Raw genomic sequence first — 15,971 nt, forward strand, 5'->3', positions numbered from 1 at the left:
GGGCGTGAGGCCCCGCGCGCTGCGGGCCGCGGGCCGCAGCGCGCTCGGACCCGCCGGACCTGCCGCAGGTTCGCCGCGCCGGGCGCGCGCGTTCTGCTACAATGGGGGAAGCTGGAATCGTTTTTCAAGCGAGGAGGTTCCAAGGTGCCCATGCTCACCTGTCCGTCGTGCGGAGCTCATGATCTTGACCTGCGCGCATACGACTCCCTGATGGTGCTGCGCCCTGACCTCGCCCTCTTCTCGCTCCACTGCAACCACTGCGCGACGAAGGTATCGACGCTTCAGCCCATCCCGCCCGACCTGCGCGAGGAAGTGCGCTTCGCCGCCGTCGAGGTGGGCGCGGGCATGGGCTTGGAATAGGAGCTCTCCGTGCTCAACGACATCTATCAGGTGCTCGACCCCGTCGCGTTCTCGCTGGGGCCCCTCTCCGTGCGCTGGTACGGCATCGCGTATGTGCTCGGGTTCGCCTGCGCGGCCCTCATTATCTACCGCGTGGCGCACCGCTGGAAGGTGAGCGTCGACCTCGACGCGCTGCTCACCGTGCTCGTGTGCGTGATCATCGGCGTGATCGTCGGCGGGCGCGCGGGCTACGTGCTCTTCTACGGCGACGGCTACTACCTCGCCCACCCGCTCGAGGTGCTTGCGACGAACCACGGCGGCATGAGCTTCCACGGCGGGCTCATCGGGGCGCTGCTCTCGGGGATCGTGGCGGCGCATCTCACGCGCATCCCGTACCTCACGCTGGCCGACCTCGGCTGCATCGCGGCGCCGGTGGGCCTGTTCTTCGGGCGCTGCGCGAACTTCGTGAACGGCGAGCTGTGGGGCGCGCCGACCGACGCGGCGTGGGGCGTGGTGTTCGGCGGCGCAGCCGGCACGATGCCGCGGCACCCCTCGCAGCTCTACGAGGCGCTGCTCGAGGGCGTCGTCATCTTCCTCGTGCTCTACGCGCTCTCGCGCCGCGTGCCGCCGCGCCCGCGCGGGACGTTCCTCGGCGTGTTCCTGATCATGTACGGGGCGTTTCGCTTCGCCATCGAGTTCGTGCGCGAGCCCGACGTCCAGCTCGGGTATCTGTGGGGCGGCTGGCTCACCATGGGGCAGCTGCTGTCGCTCCCCCTCGTGGCGGTGGGCGTGGGCGTGCTCGTTTATGCCGTTCGCATGAAGAAGCCGCAAGAGGGCCTTCCTAAAATGTTAGAAAAAGAGTAACATTTAAGCATTGACAGACGAGACGAAGGAGAACCATCATGCAGGTCAAATTCTTCAGGTGCGAGCACTGCGGGAACATCGCGGTCAAGGTCGTCGACGCAGGCGTGCCGCTGGTATGCTGCGGCGAGAAGATGGTCGAGCTCGTGGCGGGCGCGGTTGACGCGGCGCTCGAGAAGCACGTGCCGGCCGTCACCGTTGACGGCGCGAACGTCCACGTGCAGGTGGGCAGCGTCGAGCACCCCATGACCGAGGAGCACTCCATCCAGCTCATCTGCCTCGTGACGGAGAAGGGCTGCCAGGTCCGCCCGCTCACCCCGGCTGACGCCCCCGTCGCTGACTTCGCGGTCGCCGCGGGCGACGCCCCCGTGGCCGTCTACGAGTTCTGCAACCTCCACGGCCTCTGGGTGAATGATTCCGTCGTTGCTGACGCAACGGCGGAATAGATCGACGCTGCGGCTTCTTGCGGCACCTGGAGCCCTGATCAGCGAAGCTGCTCAGGGCGCGCCCTCTCGGGCGCATAGATGGTCCTAAACAGTCCGCAGGACTGTTTACTGTGCAGGGCTCGGCGTGGGCGAAGCCCACTTGGCCCTGCGGCGGGGCTATCTCAGGCACCGCAAGAACCCTCGCTGACGTTACGAACGACCTGTGGGATCACGCCCTGCGGGTCGTTCTTTTCTCTCGGAGAGCTTTCTTTTCTACCGCTGTGGCTTCTTTTTCTTCTTGCATTTCTCTCCTCGTTTGGTAATATAGACAGGCTTGTCCTGCCTTGGTCGGAAACCAAGGCGTTGACCTTGGTCGGAAACCAAGGAAGAGAACCCACAAGGAGTGAACCCATGAAGCAAGGAATCCATCCGAAGTACGTCGAGTGCGTCGTGAAGTGCAGCTGCGGCAACACCTTCACCACGCGTTCCACCAAGCCTGAGCTGAAGATCGACATCTGCAACGCGTGCCACCCGTTCTACACCGGCACCCAGAAGCTCATCGACACCGGTGGACGCGTCCAGCGCTTCGCTGACCGCTTCGGCTCCGCCAAGAACCTCGTCGCCGAGCGCGAGGCCGCCAAGAAGGCCGCCCGTGCCGCCGAGATCGCCGAGCGCGAGGCCGCCAAGAAGGCCGAGCGCGAGGCCAAGGCCGCCAAGAAGGCCGAGCGCGCCGCCGCCTTCGCCGCCAAGGCTGCCAAGGCCGCCGAGGAGGCCGCCAAGGCCGAGGCTGCCGCGGCCGCCGCTGAGCCGGCTGCCGAAGAGGCTGCCGAGCCTGCCGCCGAGGAGGCCGCTGAGGCGTAGAGCCCCGCATAAGGCGCATCGAGAGGACCCGCCCCGCACGTCGAGGCGGGTCCTCGTGCGTTTGGCCGCCTTGCGCATGAGGCGGGCCCCGTGCACCTGGCTGCCAACGCATGAGGCGGGTCCCGTGCACCTGGCCGCCTCGCGCGCCCGGCCGCCTCGCGCGAAGGGGCGGGCCCTCGCGCGCCCGGCCCTCCCTCCCGCGTAACCGCCTCGTAACATAGCCCGCTATAATGTGACCTTAAGCTGAGAAGAGAAGGGGAGCGCCGTGGTAACCAATCCCGATCAAGATTTCGTCCTCAAGACGGTCAAGGGCCGTGACGTCCACTTCGTGCGCCTCTGGTTCACCGACGTGCTCGGCACCATGAAGTCGTTCGCCGTGGTCCCCGGCGAGCTCGAGGACGCCTTCGCCGACGGCATGGGCTTCGACGGCAGCTGCATCGAGGGCTTCTCGAAGACCCAGGAGTCGGACATGCTGGCCTTCCCCGACGCCTCGACGTTCCAGGTGCTGCCGTGGCGCCCCGAGTCGAACGCCGTGGCGCGCATGTTCTGCAGCATCAAGACGCCCGACGGCCGGCCCTTCGAGGGCGACCCGCGCCACGTGCTCAAGCGCATGGTGCAGAAGGCCACCGAGGCGGGCTACGTCTTCAACGTCGGCCCTGAGCTGGAGTTCTTCTACTTCAAGGACCCGAGCGGCACCGAGGTGCTCGACCGCGGCAGCTACTTCGACCTCACCTCGCTCGACTCCGCGAGCGACCTGCGCCGCGACACGGTGCTCACGCTCGAGAAGATGGGCATCCCCGTGGAGTACTCGCATCACGAGATGGGCCCCTCGCAGCACGAGATCGACCTGCGCTACGCCGACGCGCTCTCCATGGCCGACGCGGTGATGACCTACAAGCTGGTGGTGAAGGAGATCGCGCTCAAGCACGGCGTGTACGCGTCGTTCATGCCCAAGCCGCTCGCCGACGCGCCGGGCAACGGCATGCACGTGCACCAGAGCCTGTTCGACCTCGACGGCCGCAACGCGTTCTTCGACGAGAGCGACCCGTGGGGCTACAACCTCTCGAAGGCGGCGAAGCACTACATCGCGGGCCTGCTGAGGTACGCGCCTGAGTTCTGCCTGGTCACGAACCAGTTCGTGAACTCCTACAAGCGCCTTGCGGCCGGAGGGGAGGCGCCCACCTACCTGTCGTGGGCCCAGCGCAACCGCTCCACCCTCGTGCGCGTGCCGGGGTACCGCCCCAACCGCGAAGACGCCTGCCGCGTGGAGCTGCGCAGCCCCGACCCGGCGGCGAACCCCTACCTCGCCTTCGCCGTCATGCTGGCGGCGGGCCTCAAGGGCATCGAGGACGAGCTCGAGCTGGTGCAGCCCACCGAGGACCACAACCTGTTCGTCCACTCCCAGCAGGGCCTGCGCTCAGGCGGCGTGGGCGTCCTGCCCGAGACGCTCGGCGAGGCGGTCGAGCTGTTCGAGAAAAGCGAGCTCATGCGCGAGACGCTCGGCGAGCACATCCACAGCTACCTCGTGGCGGCCAAGCGCGCCGAGTGGCGGGAGTACGAGAGCGTCGTGACCCCCTGGGAGCTCGACCGGTTCCTGGCGGTGCTGTGATGGCGCAGCGCAAGACCGTCATATTCATCGCGGACAGCCTCGACAACGCGCACAAGTTCCAGCAGGTGCTCTCCGGGTTCGACGTGGACGTGGCGGCGGGCTCGTCTCTGCAGTTCAAGAAGCTGCTCTCGACGCACCCGAACCACGACCTGGTGATCTACGAGGCGCGCGGCGACGCGCTCGGCAACGTGGCGCAGGCCGAGGCCCTGCTGGTGGAGGACGGCTCGGCCCCGATGCTCGTCATCGTGAACGAGGGGCAGCTCGCCGAGTTCCGCCTGCCCGTGCAGGTGAAGGCCGACTTCGTGGTGCACGGCGCCTCCGCCGAGGAGTGCGCGGCGCGCATCCGCCAGCTTCTGTGGCCGGGCAACGAGAGCTCCACGTCCGACTTCATCACGGTGGACAACATGACCATCAACCTGGCGACCTACCAGGTGAAGGTGGCCGGCGAGCCGCTCGACCTCACGTACCTGGAGTACGCGCTGCTGGCTTTCCTGGTGACGCACCCCGGGCGCACGTACTCGCGCGACGCGCTTCTGCGTCGCGTGTGGGGCTTCGACTACTACGGCGGCAGCCGCACCGTCGACGTGCACGTGCGCCGCGTGCGCGCGAAGCTCGGCCCCGAGCTGGCCCAGCGTCTGGAAACCGTGCGGGGAGTGGGCTACCTCTGGAGCGCCTAGCGAAGCGTGGGGTATACTCTTCCCGAAACACGCCCCCGCCTCTCACGAAGGGATCCTCCATGTCGAAGAAGGTGGCCGTCATCGACGGCAACTCGCTCATGCACCGCGCCTACCACGCCATCCAGACGCCCATGTCGGCCCCTGACGGCACGCCCACCAACGCGGTGTTCGGCTTTCTGTCCATGTTCCTCAAGTTCGTCGAGCTGGCCGCGCCCGACGCGGTCGTCTGCGCGTTCGACGCGGGCAAGCCGAAGTTCCGCATCGAGGAGCTCAGAGCTTACAAGGCGCAGCGCCCGCCCATGGACGACGAGCTGCGCGTGCAGTTCCCCGTGATGGAGGAGCTGCTCGCCAGCATGGGCGTGCCGGTGGTGAAGGTGCCCGGCTGGGAGGGCGACGACATCTTGGGCACCATCGCCGCGCGCGACGAGGCGCTCGGCTTCGAGACGCTGCTCGTCACGGGCGACAAGGACGCCTACCAGCTGGCGAGCGAGCTCACGCGCATCGTCACCACCAAGAAGGGCATCACCGACGTGGCCATCTACGGGCCCGAGCAGGTGGCGGAGCGCTACGGCGTCACGCCCGGGCAGTTCCCCGACTACCTGGGGCTCATGGGCGACTCGTCCGACAACATCCCCGGCGTGCCGGGCATCGGCCCCAAGACGGCCGCGAAGCTCCTGCAGCGCTTCGGCAGCATGCAGGGCATCTACGACAACCTCGGCGAGCTCAAGGGCAAGCAGCTCGAGAACCTGCGCGACAACCAGGACGCGGCGTTTCTGAGCCGGAGGATCGCCACCATCGTCACCGACCTCGACTTCGAGCTCGACCTCGAGGACGTGAGCTTCCCGAGCTTCGAGGCGGAGGACGTGGAGGCGGCCTTCGGCAAGTACGCGCTCTCGAGCCCGCTCACGCGCGTGCTGGCGCTCGTGGGCGCCGAGGCCGCGCGCACGTTCGCGCCGCTTGCCTTCGAGCCGGTGCTCGAGGGCGCCGAGGCGCGCGAGCTGGTGGAGGGCGCCCTGCGCGCCGGCGAGCTCATCGGCGTGGCCTTCGAGGAGCCCGAGCAGGTGTCGCTGTTCGCGGAGGGCGCCACGGCGGCGTTCTCCACGAGCGCGGGCTCGGCGGTGTTCGAGGGCGACGAGGCGGTAGACGTGCTCGCGCGCGTCGTGCGGGAGGGGAGGCTCGCCGCGCTCGACCTCAAGGGCGTCCTGCGGCGCGCGTACCCGGCCGACACCGCCGTCTCGGCGCGCATCACCGACGCGGAGCTCATGAGCGCGGACGCCTTCGACGTGGGGCTCGCGGCCTACGCGCTCAACTCGTCCACGTCGGCCTACACCTGCGAGGCCCTCATGGAGACGTACGCGGGCGGCGCGCTGCCCGAGGCTAAGACCGACGCCGAGCGCGCCGCGCTGCACGCCGCCGCCGTGCGCGCGCTCGCGCCGCTGCTCGACGAGGCGCTCGAGAGAGACGGCAGCGCGCGCGTGTACCGCGAGATCGACCTGCCGCTCGTGGGCGTGCTCGCGTCGATGGAGCGCACGGGCGCGGCGCTCGACGTGGAGGCGCTCGCGCGCCTCGGCGCGAGCACGCAGGTCGAGCTCGACGCCATCTCGGCGCAGGTGCTCGAGATGGCGGGCGAGACGTTCAACCTCGACTCGCCCAAGCAGCTCGCGCACATCCTGTTCGAGGTGATCGGCCTTACGCCCCTCAAGAAGAACCAGCGCGGCTACTCCACCGACGCGAGCGTGCTCAAGGAGCTGGCGAAGGTGCATCCCCTGCCCGACCTGGTGCTGCGCTACCGCGAGCTCGCCAAGATCAAGTCGACCTACATCGACGCGCTGCCGCGCATGCGCGCCGCCGACGGGCGCGTGCACACGCAGTTCAACGAGACGGTCACCGCCACGGGGCGCCTGTCCTCGTCCGACCCGAACCTGCAGAACATCCCCGTGCGCACCGAGTTCGGCCGCCAGATCCGCGCGGCGTTCGTGCCCCTGCGCCCCGGCGACGTGTTCCTGTCGGCCGACTACTCGCAGATCGAGCTGAGGCTGCTCGCGCACCTGTCAGGCGACGAGCACCTGGTGGCGGCGTTCAACTCGGGCGCCGACTTCCACGCGCAGACGGCCGCGCGCGTGTTCGGGCTGCCGGTCGACCAGGTGACGCCGAAGCTGCGCAGCCGCGCGAAGGCCGTGAACTTCGGCATCGTGTACGGCCAGCAGGCCTACGGGCTCTCGCAGAGCCTCGACATCCCCTTCGGCGAGGCCAAGGAGATGATCGACCGCTACTTCGAGGCGTACCCCGGCGTGCGCGCCTACCTCGACGCCACGGTGGCCGCGGCGAAGGAGACCGGGTACGCGGAGAGCATGTTCGGGCGCAAGCGCCACATCGCCGAGCTGCGGGCGCGCAACGCCCAGCAGCGCAGCTTCGGCGAGCGCACGGCCATGAACCACCCCATGCAGGGCAGCGCCGCCGACATCATCAAGCTGGCCATGGCGGAGTGCCTGCGCCGGATGCGCGCGGAGGGGCTCGAGGCGCAGCTCATGATCCAGGTGCACGACGAGCTCGACTTCTCCGTGCCCGCCGGCGAGGTGGAGCACCTGGCCGCCCTGGTGCGCGAGGTGATGGAGGGCGTCGTCGAGCTCGCGGTCCCCTTGAGCGTCGACGTGTCCTGGGGCGCGACCTGGGCCGAGGCGCACTAGCGCACGGGCGGCGGGCGGTTGCGGGCTCTCGGGCGGTCGCGGACCACGAGCCTGCCCGCGCGCCGCGCGCGCAGGCGGGCGAAAAAACCCGCAAGTTCTCAGCGCGGCGCGGATGATTATCTGGTATCATCTTCAAGGTTGCGCCAAAAAGGCGCAGCTTCGGAATAAGTGCGATGATACGCGGGGATCGTGCATACGGACAGCCGCCTCGGGCCCATGGGGCCCAAAGGGGCTCGGTTGACTTGCTACGGTCACGCTGCTAAGCTATCGCCTTGCGTTTATTTCAAATGAGGAGTAGAAGACATGTACGCAATCGTAAAGACTGGCGGCAAGCAGTACAAGGTCGCCCCGGGTGACAAGATCAACATCGAGAAGCTCGATGCCGAGGTCGGCGCCACCGTCGAGCTTCAGGCCATCTGCATCGTCGACGGCGACAAGGTCGAGGCCGATCCTGCGAAGGCCGCCGAGACGAAGGTCACCGCCACCGTGGTCGAGCAGTTCAAGGGCGAGAAGCAGCTCGTCTTCAAGTTCAAGAAGCGCAAGAACTACAAGAAGCTGCGCGGCCATCGCCAGCAGCTCACGCGCGTCCAGATCACGTCCGTCGGTACCGCTACCGCCGAGTAACGTAAGGGAGGGAATTACTCATGGCACACAAAAAAGGCTTAGGCTCCACTCGTAACGGCCGCGACTCCCACGCGAAGCGCCTCGGCGTCAAGAAGTTCGCAGGCGAGACCATCAAGACGGGCCAGATCATCGTCCGCCAGCATGGCACGCACTTCCATCCGGGCGAGAACGTCGGCCGCGGCAGCGACGACACCCTGTTCGCCCTGTGCGACGGCAAGGTCGACTTCACCCGCGGCGTCAAGCGCCGCGTGCACGTGCGCCCCGAGGCGTAAGAGCTTCCTGCAGCCGCTCAATAGTTGCTTCTTGGTGCCCTCTGCTCGTCAGGGGGCACTTTTGTTGGTAAAGTAGGCCAAAACCGTCCCATGCGGACGCTTGACGCAGAGGTCGAAAGGTTATCCTCCATGTTCATAGACAAGGTGCGCATCAACGTGCGCGGCGGGAACGGCGGCGCGGGCTGCATGTCGTTCCGCCGCGAGGCCCACGTGCCCAAGGGCGGGCCTGACGGCGGCGACGGCGGGCACGGCGGCAACGTCATCGTACAGGCCGACGCGAGCGTGTCCTCGCTCATCGAGTACCGCTTCAAGCACCACTTCAAGGCCGAGCGCGGCACGCATGGCCGCGGCAGCCGCATGCACGGCGCACAAGGCGCCGACCTGGTGCTGAAGGTGCCGGTGGGCACGGTGGTGCGCGAGTACTTCGAGGAGGAGAAGGAGACCGGCGAGCTCATCGCCGACCTCACGCACGACGGCGAGCGGGTCACGGTGGCGCGCGGCGGCGTCGGCGGCCGCGGCAACATCCACTTCGTCACCTCCACCCGCCGCGCGCCCGCCTTCGCCGAGCTCGGCGAGCCGGCGCAGGAGGGCTGGATCGAGCTCGAGATGAAGCTCATGGCCGACGCGGCGCTCGTGGGCATGCCGAGCGCGGGCAAGTCCTCGCTCATCGCCAAGATGAGCGCGGCGCGCCCGAAGATCGCCGACTACCCGTTCACCACGCTCGTGCCGAACCTCGGCGTGGCCACGAGCGGGGACTTGAGCTTCGTGGTGGCCGACGTGCCCGGCCTCATCGAGGGCGCGCACGAGGGCCGCGGGCTCGGGCACGAGTTCCTGCGCCACATCGAGCGCACGGCGCTCATCGTGCACGTGGTGGACCTCACGGGCGACTACGAGGGGCGCGACCCGCTCGAGGACTACGAGGTCATCAACCGCGAGCTGGCGCTCTACGCCGAGGAGCTGGGGCGCCGCCCGCGCATCGTGGTGGCCAACAAGATCGACGTGCCGGGCACCGACGAGGTGTGCGCCCAGCTCGCCGAGCGCGTGCGCGCCGACTCCGTCGCCGCGGCCGGCGGCAACGAGTTCGCGCCGAGCCCCATCGACCCGAAGCTCTACCGCATCAGCGCGCTCACGGGCAAGGGCGTCGAGTCGCTCAAGGCCGCCATCGCCACCAAGGTGCACGAGCTGCGCGAGGCCGCGCGCGAGCGCGCCGCCGCCGAGGTCCAGTACGACCACATCTGGGAGCACAAGCGCGAGGCCCGCGAGGCGCGCTTCTTCGTCACGCAGGAGGGCCCGGGCGTCTTCCGCGTGACGGGCACGCGCGTCGAGCGCATGGTGGTGCAGACCGACTGGGAGAACGAGGAGGCCGTCACCTTCCTGCAGCACCGCTTCAAGCGCCTCGGCGTGGACGACGCGCTGCGCAAGGCGGGCGCGCTCGACGGCGACGAGATCCGCATCGTGGGGCGCTCGTTCGAGTACGAGTCGCCCGAGGGCGCGGTCGACGTGTACCAGGAGCTTGACCTATGACGTGCGAAGCTGAAAACATGGCCTCCCCGCGGCGCCTCGTCATCAAGATCGGCTCCTCGACCCTCACCACCTCGGAGAGCTCCATCGACTACGCCTACCTCGACGCGCTCGCCGACCAGATCGCGCGCGTGCGCGCGGCGGGCTGGCAGCCGGTCATCGTGACCTCGGCGGCCATCGCATGCGGCCTTGAGGCGCTCGGTATCGCGAAGCGCCCCTCCGACATGCCGAGCCTGCAGGCGGCGGCCTCGGTGGGCCAGAGCGCGCTCTCGGCGGCGTACGCGCGCGCCTTCGCCGCGCACGGCATCATCACCTCGGTGGTGCTGCTCACGCGCCGCGACACGGCCGACCGCACGGCCTACCTGCACGCGCGCGACACGCTCTCGCGCCTGCTCGAGCTCGGCGTGGTGCCGGTGGTGAACGAGAACGACACGGTGTCGGTCGAGCAGATCCGCTTCGGCGACAACGACACGCTCGCGGCGCTCGTCGCCTGCCTCATCGACGCCGACCTCATGGTGATCCTGTCCGACATCGACGGCCTGTACGACGCGAACCCCGCGAAGGTGGCGGGCGCGCGCCTCATCGAGAAGGTGGAGCGCATCGACCGCCGCATCATGGGCGTGGCGGGCGACGCGGGCTCGGTGGTGGGCTCGGGCGGCATGGTCACGAAGATCAAGGCCGCGCGCGTGCTCATGGTGGCGGGCATCCCCATGGTGATCGCGCACGGGCGCCGGCCCGACGCCGTGGTGGACGCGGCGGCGGGGCGCTCGGTGGGCACGCTCTTCGTGGCGAACGAGCGGCCGCACGAGATCACGCCGAAGAAGCTTTGGCTCGCGCTCGGCGACGCGGCGCGCGGCGCGGTGATCGTGGACGAGGGCGCGCACCGCGCGCTCGTCGAGCGCGGCAGCTCGCTTCTGTGCGTGGGCGTCACGCGCGTCGACGGGCGCTTCGACGCCGAGGACATCATCGACATCAAGGACGAGACGGGGCACATCGTGGCGCGCGGCAAGGTGGCGTTCGCGAGCGACGAGGTGGAGCTGGCCTGCGGGCGCACCCGCGAGGCGCTTCTGGGCAACCGGCTTCTGGCGCCGCTCGCGGAGCGCCCGCTGGTGCACCGCGACGAGCTCGTGGTTTTCGAATAGGCTGAAGGTGAGCGGAAGGGGGCCCGGCATGGGCGAGGCGAACATCGAGAACGAGGTGCGGGAGCTGGCCCTGCGCGCCCGCGCGGCGAGCAGCGAGGTGGGCGCGGCGAGCGCGGAGGTGCGAGACGCCGCGCTTTCGGCCATGGCAGCCGCCCTGCGCGCGCATGCGGGCGAGATCGTCGAGGCCAACGAAGCCGACATGGCCGCGGCGCGCGGCAAGGGCACGAGCGAGGCGATCCTCGACCGGCTCATGCTCGACGAGGGGCGCGTGGAGGCCATGGCCGCGGCGCTCGAGGACCTCATGCGCCTGCCCGACCCGCTCGGGCGCGTGCAGATGGAGGGCACGCTGTACAACGGCATGAGCCTCACGCGCGTGAGCGTGCCGCTCGGCGTGGTCGCCATGGTGTACGAGGCGCGCCCGAACGTGACGGCCGACGCCGCGGGCATCTGCGTGAAGTCGGGCAACGCCTGCGTGCTGCGCGGCGGCAGCCTGGCGGCACGTTCCAACGAGGTGGTGGCGCGCGTGCTGTCGGAGGCGGCCGCGAGCGCGGGCCTGCCGGCCGACGCCGTCTGCGCCATCACCACCACCGACCGCGCGGCCACCGACGCGCTCATGCAGCTGCACGGCATCGTCGACGTGCTCATCCCGCGCGGCGGCGCGGGGCTCATCCGCCACTGCGTGGAGCGCTCGCGCGTGCCGGTCATCGAGACGGGCACGGGCAACTGCCACGTGTACGTGCACGCCTCGGCTGACCTGGCGATGGCGCGCGACATCGTGCTCAACGCGAAGTGCCGCCGCTTCGGCGTGTGCAACGCCGCGGAGACGCTGCTCGTGGACGAGCAGGTCGCGCGCGCGTTCCTGCCCGGCGCGCTCGCCGCGCTCGCAGCGCGCGGGGTCCTCGTGCACGGCGACGAGCTGGCCTGCGCGTGCGCGGCGGACGCGGGCGCAGACGTGCGCTGCGTGGCCGCGACCGAGGACGACTGGGCGACCGAGTACCTCGCGCCCGAGATCGCCGTCAAATGCGTGAGCGGCGTCGACGAGGCCATCGCGCACGTGAACCGCTACGGCACGAAGCACTCCGAGGCCATCGTGGCCGCCGACGAGGACGCCGTCGAGCGCTTCCTGGCGCGCGTGGACGCGGCGGCGGTGTACGCGAACGCGTCGACGGCGTTCACCGACGGCGGGCAGTTCGGCCTCGGCGCCGAGATCGGCATCTCCACGCAGAAGCTGCACGCGCGCGGGCCGTTCGCGCTCGACGCGCTCACCTCGTACAAGTACGTCCTGCGCGGGAACGGGCAGGTGCGCGCGTCGTGAGCGCCTCCCACGACGACACGGGCTTCGCGCGCACGTCGGCGCGCCCGGCGCGGGCGGACGGGCCGACGGTGTGCGAGCGCTTCGACGACCTGGGGGCTGACGGCGCGCCTGCGCGCCTCGGCATCATGGGCGGCACGTTCGACCCCATCCACATCGGGCATCTGGCCTGCGCCGAGCAGGCGCGCGAGGCGTACGGCCTCGACGCGGTGGTGTTCATCCCCACGGGCAACCCCGCCTTCAAGCGCGACCGCGACGTCACGCCGGGGCGGATGCGCCTCGAGATGTGCCGCCTCGCCGCGCTGCCCAACCCGCACTTCGACGTGAGCGACATGGAGATCGCCCGCGGCGGCGTGACCTACACGGTGGACACCGTGCGGGCCCTGCGCGCGCACTACCCCGCGAACGTCGAGCTCTTCTTCATCACGGGCGCCGACTCCATCCTGTCGATCGCGCGCTGGCGCGAGAGCGCGGAGATCGCCTCGCTCGTGCGCTTCATCGCGGTCACGCGCCCCGGCTACGTGGTGACCGACGCGTTCAAGGAGGAGCTTGCCAGCCTGGGCGACTACGACGTGAGCTACGTCGAGGTGACGGCGCTGTCCGTGTCGTCGAGCGACCTGCGCGCGCGGGTGCACGCGGGCTACTCGCTGCGCTACCTCACGCCGCTCTCGGTGTGCGACTACGTGCACCGGCGCGAGCTGTACCGCGGCGAAGGCGCGGCGCCCTACGCGACGAAGGCGGCGCGCGCGAACGCGGGCGGCCCCGGCGGGGAGGGGGCGGCTGGCAAAGCCGGCGCGGCCGATGGGGCCGGTGAGGAATGCGCGGCTGGCGGAGCCGGTGAGGCCGGCGGGCCAAGCGCAGCCCGCGAAGCAGATGAGGCCAGCGGGTCAAACACGGCCGGCGGAGCCGATGAAGGAAGCGAGAAGGGAGCGCAAGCGATGGCGGTTGATCCGCTGAGCGGGAAGTTCTATCGCGCGCGTCACGCCGAGCTGCGCGACCGCGTGAGCGCCAAGCGCCTCGAGCACATCGAGGGCGTGGCTGAGACGGCCGAGCGCCTCGCGCGGGCCTACGGCGTCGACGAGCGGAAGGCGCGCCTCGCGGGGCTCCTGCACGACTGGGACAAGGGCTACGACGACGAGGGCATGATCGCGCGCGTGCGCGAGCTGGGGATGGACGTTTCCCCGGAGTACCTGGCCATCCCGCGCGTGCTGCACGGCATGACGGCCGCGGTGGCGCTCGCGCGCGCGTTCCCCGCAATACCCGCCGACGTCATACAGGCCGTCGACCGCCACACGCTCGGCGCCCTCGACATGGAGCCGCTCGACATGGTAGTCTACATCGCCGACGCGCTCGAGCCCGGCCGCACGTTCGGGCCGGTTGACGAGCTGCGCGCGCAGGTGGGGAAGGCGAGCCTGGAGGACCTCTTCTTCATGACGTACCGCCACTGGCTCGTGCTCATGCTCGATCGGGGCAGCGCGCTCGCCCCCGACACGATAGCTGTCTGGAACGCATACGCTGCGCGCTACAAGGACGCGCACCCGCGTAAGAAGAAAGGAAGGAAATGACCGACAAGATTGCCGAGCAGGTCGCTTTTTCGCGCCGATGCGCCATCATCGCCGCGCGCGCGGCCGACGAGAAGAAGGCCACCGACATCATGGTGCAGGAGGTGCGCGAGCTCATCGGCGTCACCGACTACTTCGTGATCGTCACCGCCGCCAACTCGCGCCAGGTCGAGGCCATCATCGACGAGATCGAGGACAAGCTGCGCGAGGAGGCCCAGGTCAAGCCGAGCCACCGCGAGGTGTCCGGCGACGGCTCGTGGTCGCTTCTGGACTACGGAGACATCGTGGTGCACGTGTTCATGCCCGAGACGCGCGAGTACTACCGCCTCGAGGCGCTGTGGAACGACGCGCCGGTGGTCGACCTGGCCGCCGAGGCGGGCCTCGCTGACATCCAATACTCCGAGCGCATCGCCAAGATGCTCGGCAAGTAGGGGAAATCTTCTCCCCATCACCTGTCCCAACCCGTCTTTCGGGACAGTTCTCTCGCTGTGCCCGAAGATGGTTCGCCTGCTCAGCGCACCTGTCGCGGACGCTGCGTCCGACGGGCGCACATGCGTCCTCCTTGCCTGGCCAGGGGGCTTTGTCTAACATGGCGGGTTGCTTCCAGCTGATGCGCTCCTCGGCAGACGAGGAGCGCATCCGTGCCCACGTTCGTCGAGGCCTGCTGCTGCAGGGGCCGTCGCCCCGAAGGCGTCATCGCGCGCCGCCACTTCCCCCGCTCCGACCTGATCGCCCGCCTTCTGCGCGACCGTCACGTGGCGCGCTTCGTGGTGGCGCCCGCGGGCTTCGGCAAGTCCGCCCTCGCCTTCGAGTACGCCGACGTGGTGTGCTCGTTCCAGCACGTGTTCTGGGTCAACGGCCGCTCCCCGTGCTTTCTGCGCGACCTCGACGCCGACGTGCTCTTCAGCTCCGTGTGCAGGCTCGACCCCCAGGCGGCGCTCGTGGTGTGCGAGGACGTGCCGCGCCTCGACGACGACCGCACGCTTGCGTTCGCGCGCCTCGTCGACGCGCTGCTCGACCGCAAGGTCGAGGTGATCGTGACCTGCGTGCCCTCCGCCGACTCGTTCGCGCCGCTCCTGCGCGACCGCATGCTGCTGCGCGGCGCCGACCTGCTGCTGAGCGACGAGGAGCTGTCATGCGAGGTGGCGAGCGGCCGCATGGGCGAGGAGCTGCGCCGGGCGTGCGCGCCGGGCGACCGCGTGGCGTGCGTGCGGTGGGGCGAAGGGGGAGCGCGCGTGCTCATGGAGGGCGTGCGGCGCGAGGAGCTCCCCGGCGACGTGCGCCTCGGCATGCTCGTGCTGCTCGCGCTCGGGGAGGGGAGCGTGGAGGACCTGGCCTCGTTCCTGCCGCGCGAGCGCGCGTGCGAGATCGCGCGTCTGCTCGAGGATGGCTACGCGTTTCTGGGGATCGACGGGAGGGCGGGGACGTACCGCGCCTTGGGCTTGGAGGCGGGCGAGCTCTGCGCCGCCTTCGCGCACCGCGTGGACGACATGGCGGCGGCCTCGGCGTGCCCTGCCCGCGACGAGCTCGCCGAGCGCCTCGCCGAGGAGCTCTTCGCCCGCGGGCGGCTCGTGCGGGCCTGCCAGGTCATGGCGGCGCTCGCGGCGAAGGCCGCGGCCGCGGCGTGGGCGTGCGCGCGTGGCTGGGAGCTGCTCGAGCACGGCGAGGCGCGCGCCTTCTGCGCGATGCACGAGGACGTGGCGCGCGGGGCGACGGGCCTGCACGACGCGCTCTCGAGCTTGCGCGGCTGGGCGTGCCTCATGCTCGACGACGTCCCCGAGGCGCTCGCCTTCGCGCGGCGCGTGACCCGCTCGCCCGCCGCCTCGCCGCTCGACCGCGTGCGCGCGAACGTGCTGCTCGCGCGGGAGGGCGCGCCCGAGGTGCGCGAGCGCGCGGTGCTGGCGCTCGAGGGCCTCATGGCGCCGGCGTCCCGCGCCCCGCTCGACGAGGAGGTGGCCTGCGCGAGCGCGTCCATCGACGGGAAGGCCGCCGCGAGCGCCTCGGCCGTGGTCTTGCCCACGTGCCGCATGCCGATGCCGAACAGCACGCGCGCGAACGGGCGCGCCTTGCTCGCGGCGA

General features: G+C 70.0%; 15 protein-coding genes. 14 read left to right on the plus strand and 1 reads right to left on the minus strand.

From position 1 onward, the window contains the following. Positions 1-150 precede the first annotated feature (150 nt). The 14 genes from HRL41_RS09870 (at position 151) to rsfS (ending at position 14,323) form a co-directional block, all read left to right on the plus strand. On the plus strand, positions 151-360 hold the full coding sequence (locus HRL41_RS09870) for a UDP-N-acetylmuramoylalanyl-D-glutamate--2,6-diaminopimelate ligase (RefSeq protein ID WP_165056470.1): 210 nt from the start codon (positions 151-153) through the stop codon (positions 358-360). Between the two features lie 9 nt (positions 361-369). Then, positions 370-1,203, plus strand: a complete 834-nt coding sequence (gene lgt, locus HRL41_RS09875; protein WP_172136838.1) for a prolipoprotein diacylglyceryl transferase — start codon at positions 370-372, stop codon at positions 1,201-1,203. Positions 1,204-1,241: 38 nt separating this feature from the next. Beyond that, the gene (locus HRL41_RS09880) at positions 1,242-1,646 is read left to right on the plus strand and encodes a desulfoferrodoxin family protein (RefSeq protein ID WP_172136840.1); all 405 of its coding nucleotides are present in this window, start codon (positions 1,242-1,244) and stop codon (positions 1,644-1,646) included. A 390-nt stretch (positions 1,647-2,036) separates the two neighbouring features. Continuing rightward, positions 2,037-2,486 carry a 50S ribosomal protein L31 gene (gene rpmE / locus HRL41_RS09885; protein ID WP_165173353.1) on the plus strand — a complete coding sequence of 150 codons (450 nt, stop codon included), beginning with the start codon at positions 2,037-2,039 and terminating at the stop codon, positions 2,484-2,486. Between the two features lie 265 nt (positions 2,487-2,751). Next, the gene (locus tag HRL41_RS09890; RefSeq protein WP_172136842.1) at positions 2,752-4,095 is read left to right on the plus strand and encodes a glutamine synthetase family protein; all 1,344 of its coding nucleotides are present in this window, start codon (positions 2,752-2,754) and stop codon (positions 4,093-4,095) included. Further along, positions 4,095-4,772: a response regulator transcription factor gene (locus HRL41_RS09895; RefSeq protein WP_172136844.1), complete on the plus strand. Its 678-nt coding sequence runs from the start codon at positions 4,095-4,097 to the stop codon at positions 4,770-4,772. The genes HRL41_RS09890 and HRL41_RS09895 overlap by 1 nt, the downstream gene beginning before the upstream one ends. Positions 4,773-4,831: 59 nt before the next feature. After that, on the plus strand, positions 4,832-7,459 hold the full coding sequence (gene polA, locus HRL41_RS09900) for a DNA polymerase I (RefSeq protein ID WP_172136846.1): 2,628 nt from the start codon (positions 4,832-4,834) through the stop codon (positions 7,457-7,459). A 303-nt stretch (positions 7,460-7,762) separates the two neighbouring features. Next, complete coding sequence (gene rplU, locus HRL41_RS09905) at positions 7,763-8,083, plus strand: 50S ribosomal protein L21 (RefSeq protein WP_165173345.1); 321 nt, start codon at positions 7,763-7,765, stop codon at positions 8,081-8,083. A gap of 20 nt (positions 8,084-8,103) precedes the next feature. Next, on the plus strand, positions 8,104-8,355 hold the full coding sequence (gene rpmA / locus HRL41_RS09910; protein WP_165056464.1) for a 50S ribosomal protein L27: 252 nt from the start codon (positions 8,104-8,106) through the stop codon (positions 8,353-8,355). 129 nt (positions 8,356-8,484) lie between these two features. Next, the gene (gene obgE, locus HRL41_RS09915; protein WP_172136847.1) at positions 8,485-9,879 is read left to right on the plus strand and encodes a GTPase ObgE; all 1,395 of its coding nucleotides are present in this window, start codon (positions 8,485-8,487) and stop codon (positions 9,877-9,879) included. Further along, on the plus strand, positions 9,876-11,018 hold the full coding sequence (gene proB / locus HRL41_RS09920; RefSeq protein WP_216662646.1) for a glutamate 5-kinase: 1,143 nt from the start codon (positions 9,876-9,878) through the stop codon (positions 11,016-11,018). Before obgE ends, proB begins: the two co-directional genes overlap by 4 nt. Before the next feature lie 28 nt (positions 11,019-11,046). Next, positions 11,047-12,333, plus strand: a complete 1,287-nt coding sequence (locus tag HRL41_RS09925; RefSeq protein ID WP_172136849.1) for a glutamate-5-semialdehyde dehydrogenase — start codon at positions 11,047-11,049, stop codon at positions 12,331-12,333. Then, complete coding sequence (gene nadD / locus HRL41_RS12220) at positions 12,330-13,895, plus strand: nicotinate-nucleotide adenylyltransferase (protein WP_371808835.1); 1,566 nt, start codon at positions 12,330-12,332, stop codon at positions 13,893-13,895. The genes HRL41_RS09925 and nadD overlap by 4 nt, the downstream gene beginning before the upstream one ends. Beyond that, positions 13,892-14,323 (plus strand): ribosome silencing factor, encoded by a 432-nt coding sequence (rsfS, locus tag HRL41_RS09940; RefSeq protein ID WP_172136858.1) that lies wholly within the window; start codon positions 13,892-13,894, stop codon positions 14,321-14,323. Before nadD ends, rsfS begins: the two co-directional genes overlap by 4 nt. Before the next feature lie 959 nt (positions 14,324-15,282). On the opposite strand, the gene HRL41_RS12505 is transcribed toward rsfS, so the two are convergent. After that, positions 15,283-15,921, minus strand: a complete 639-nt coding sequence (locus HRL41_RS12505) for a helix-hairpin-helix domain-containing protein (RefSeq protein ID WP_371808836.1) — start codon at positions 15,919-15,921, stop codon at positions 15,283-15,285. Between the last annotated feature and the right edge of the window lie 50 nt (positions 15,922-15,971).

Source organism: Adlercreutzia sp. ZJ473 (genome assembly GCF_013185065.1).
Classification (GTDB): Bacteria; Actinomycetota; Coriobacteriia; order Coriobacteriales; family Eggerthellaceae; genus CAAEEV01.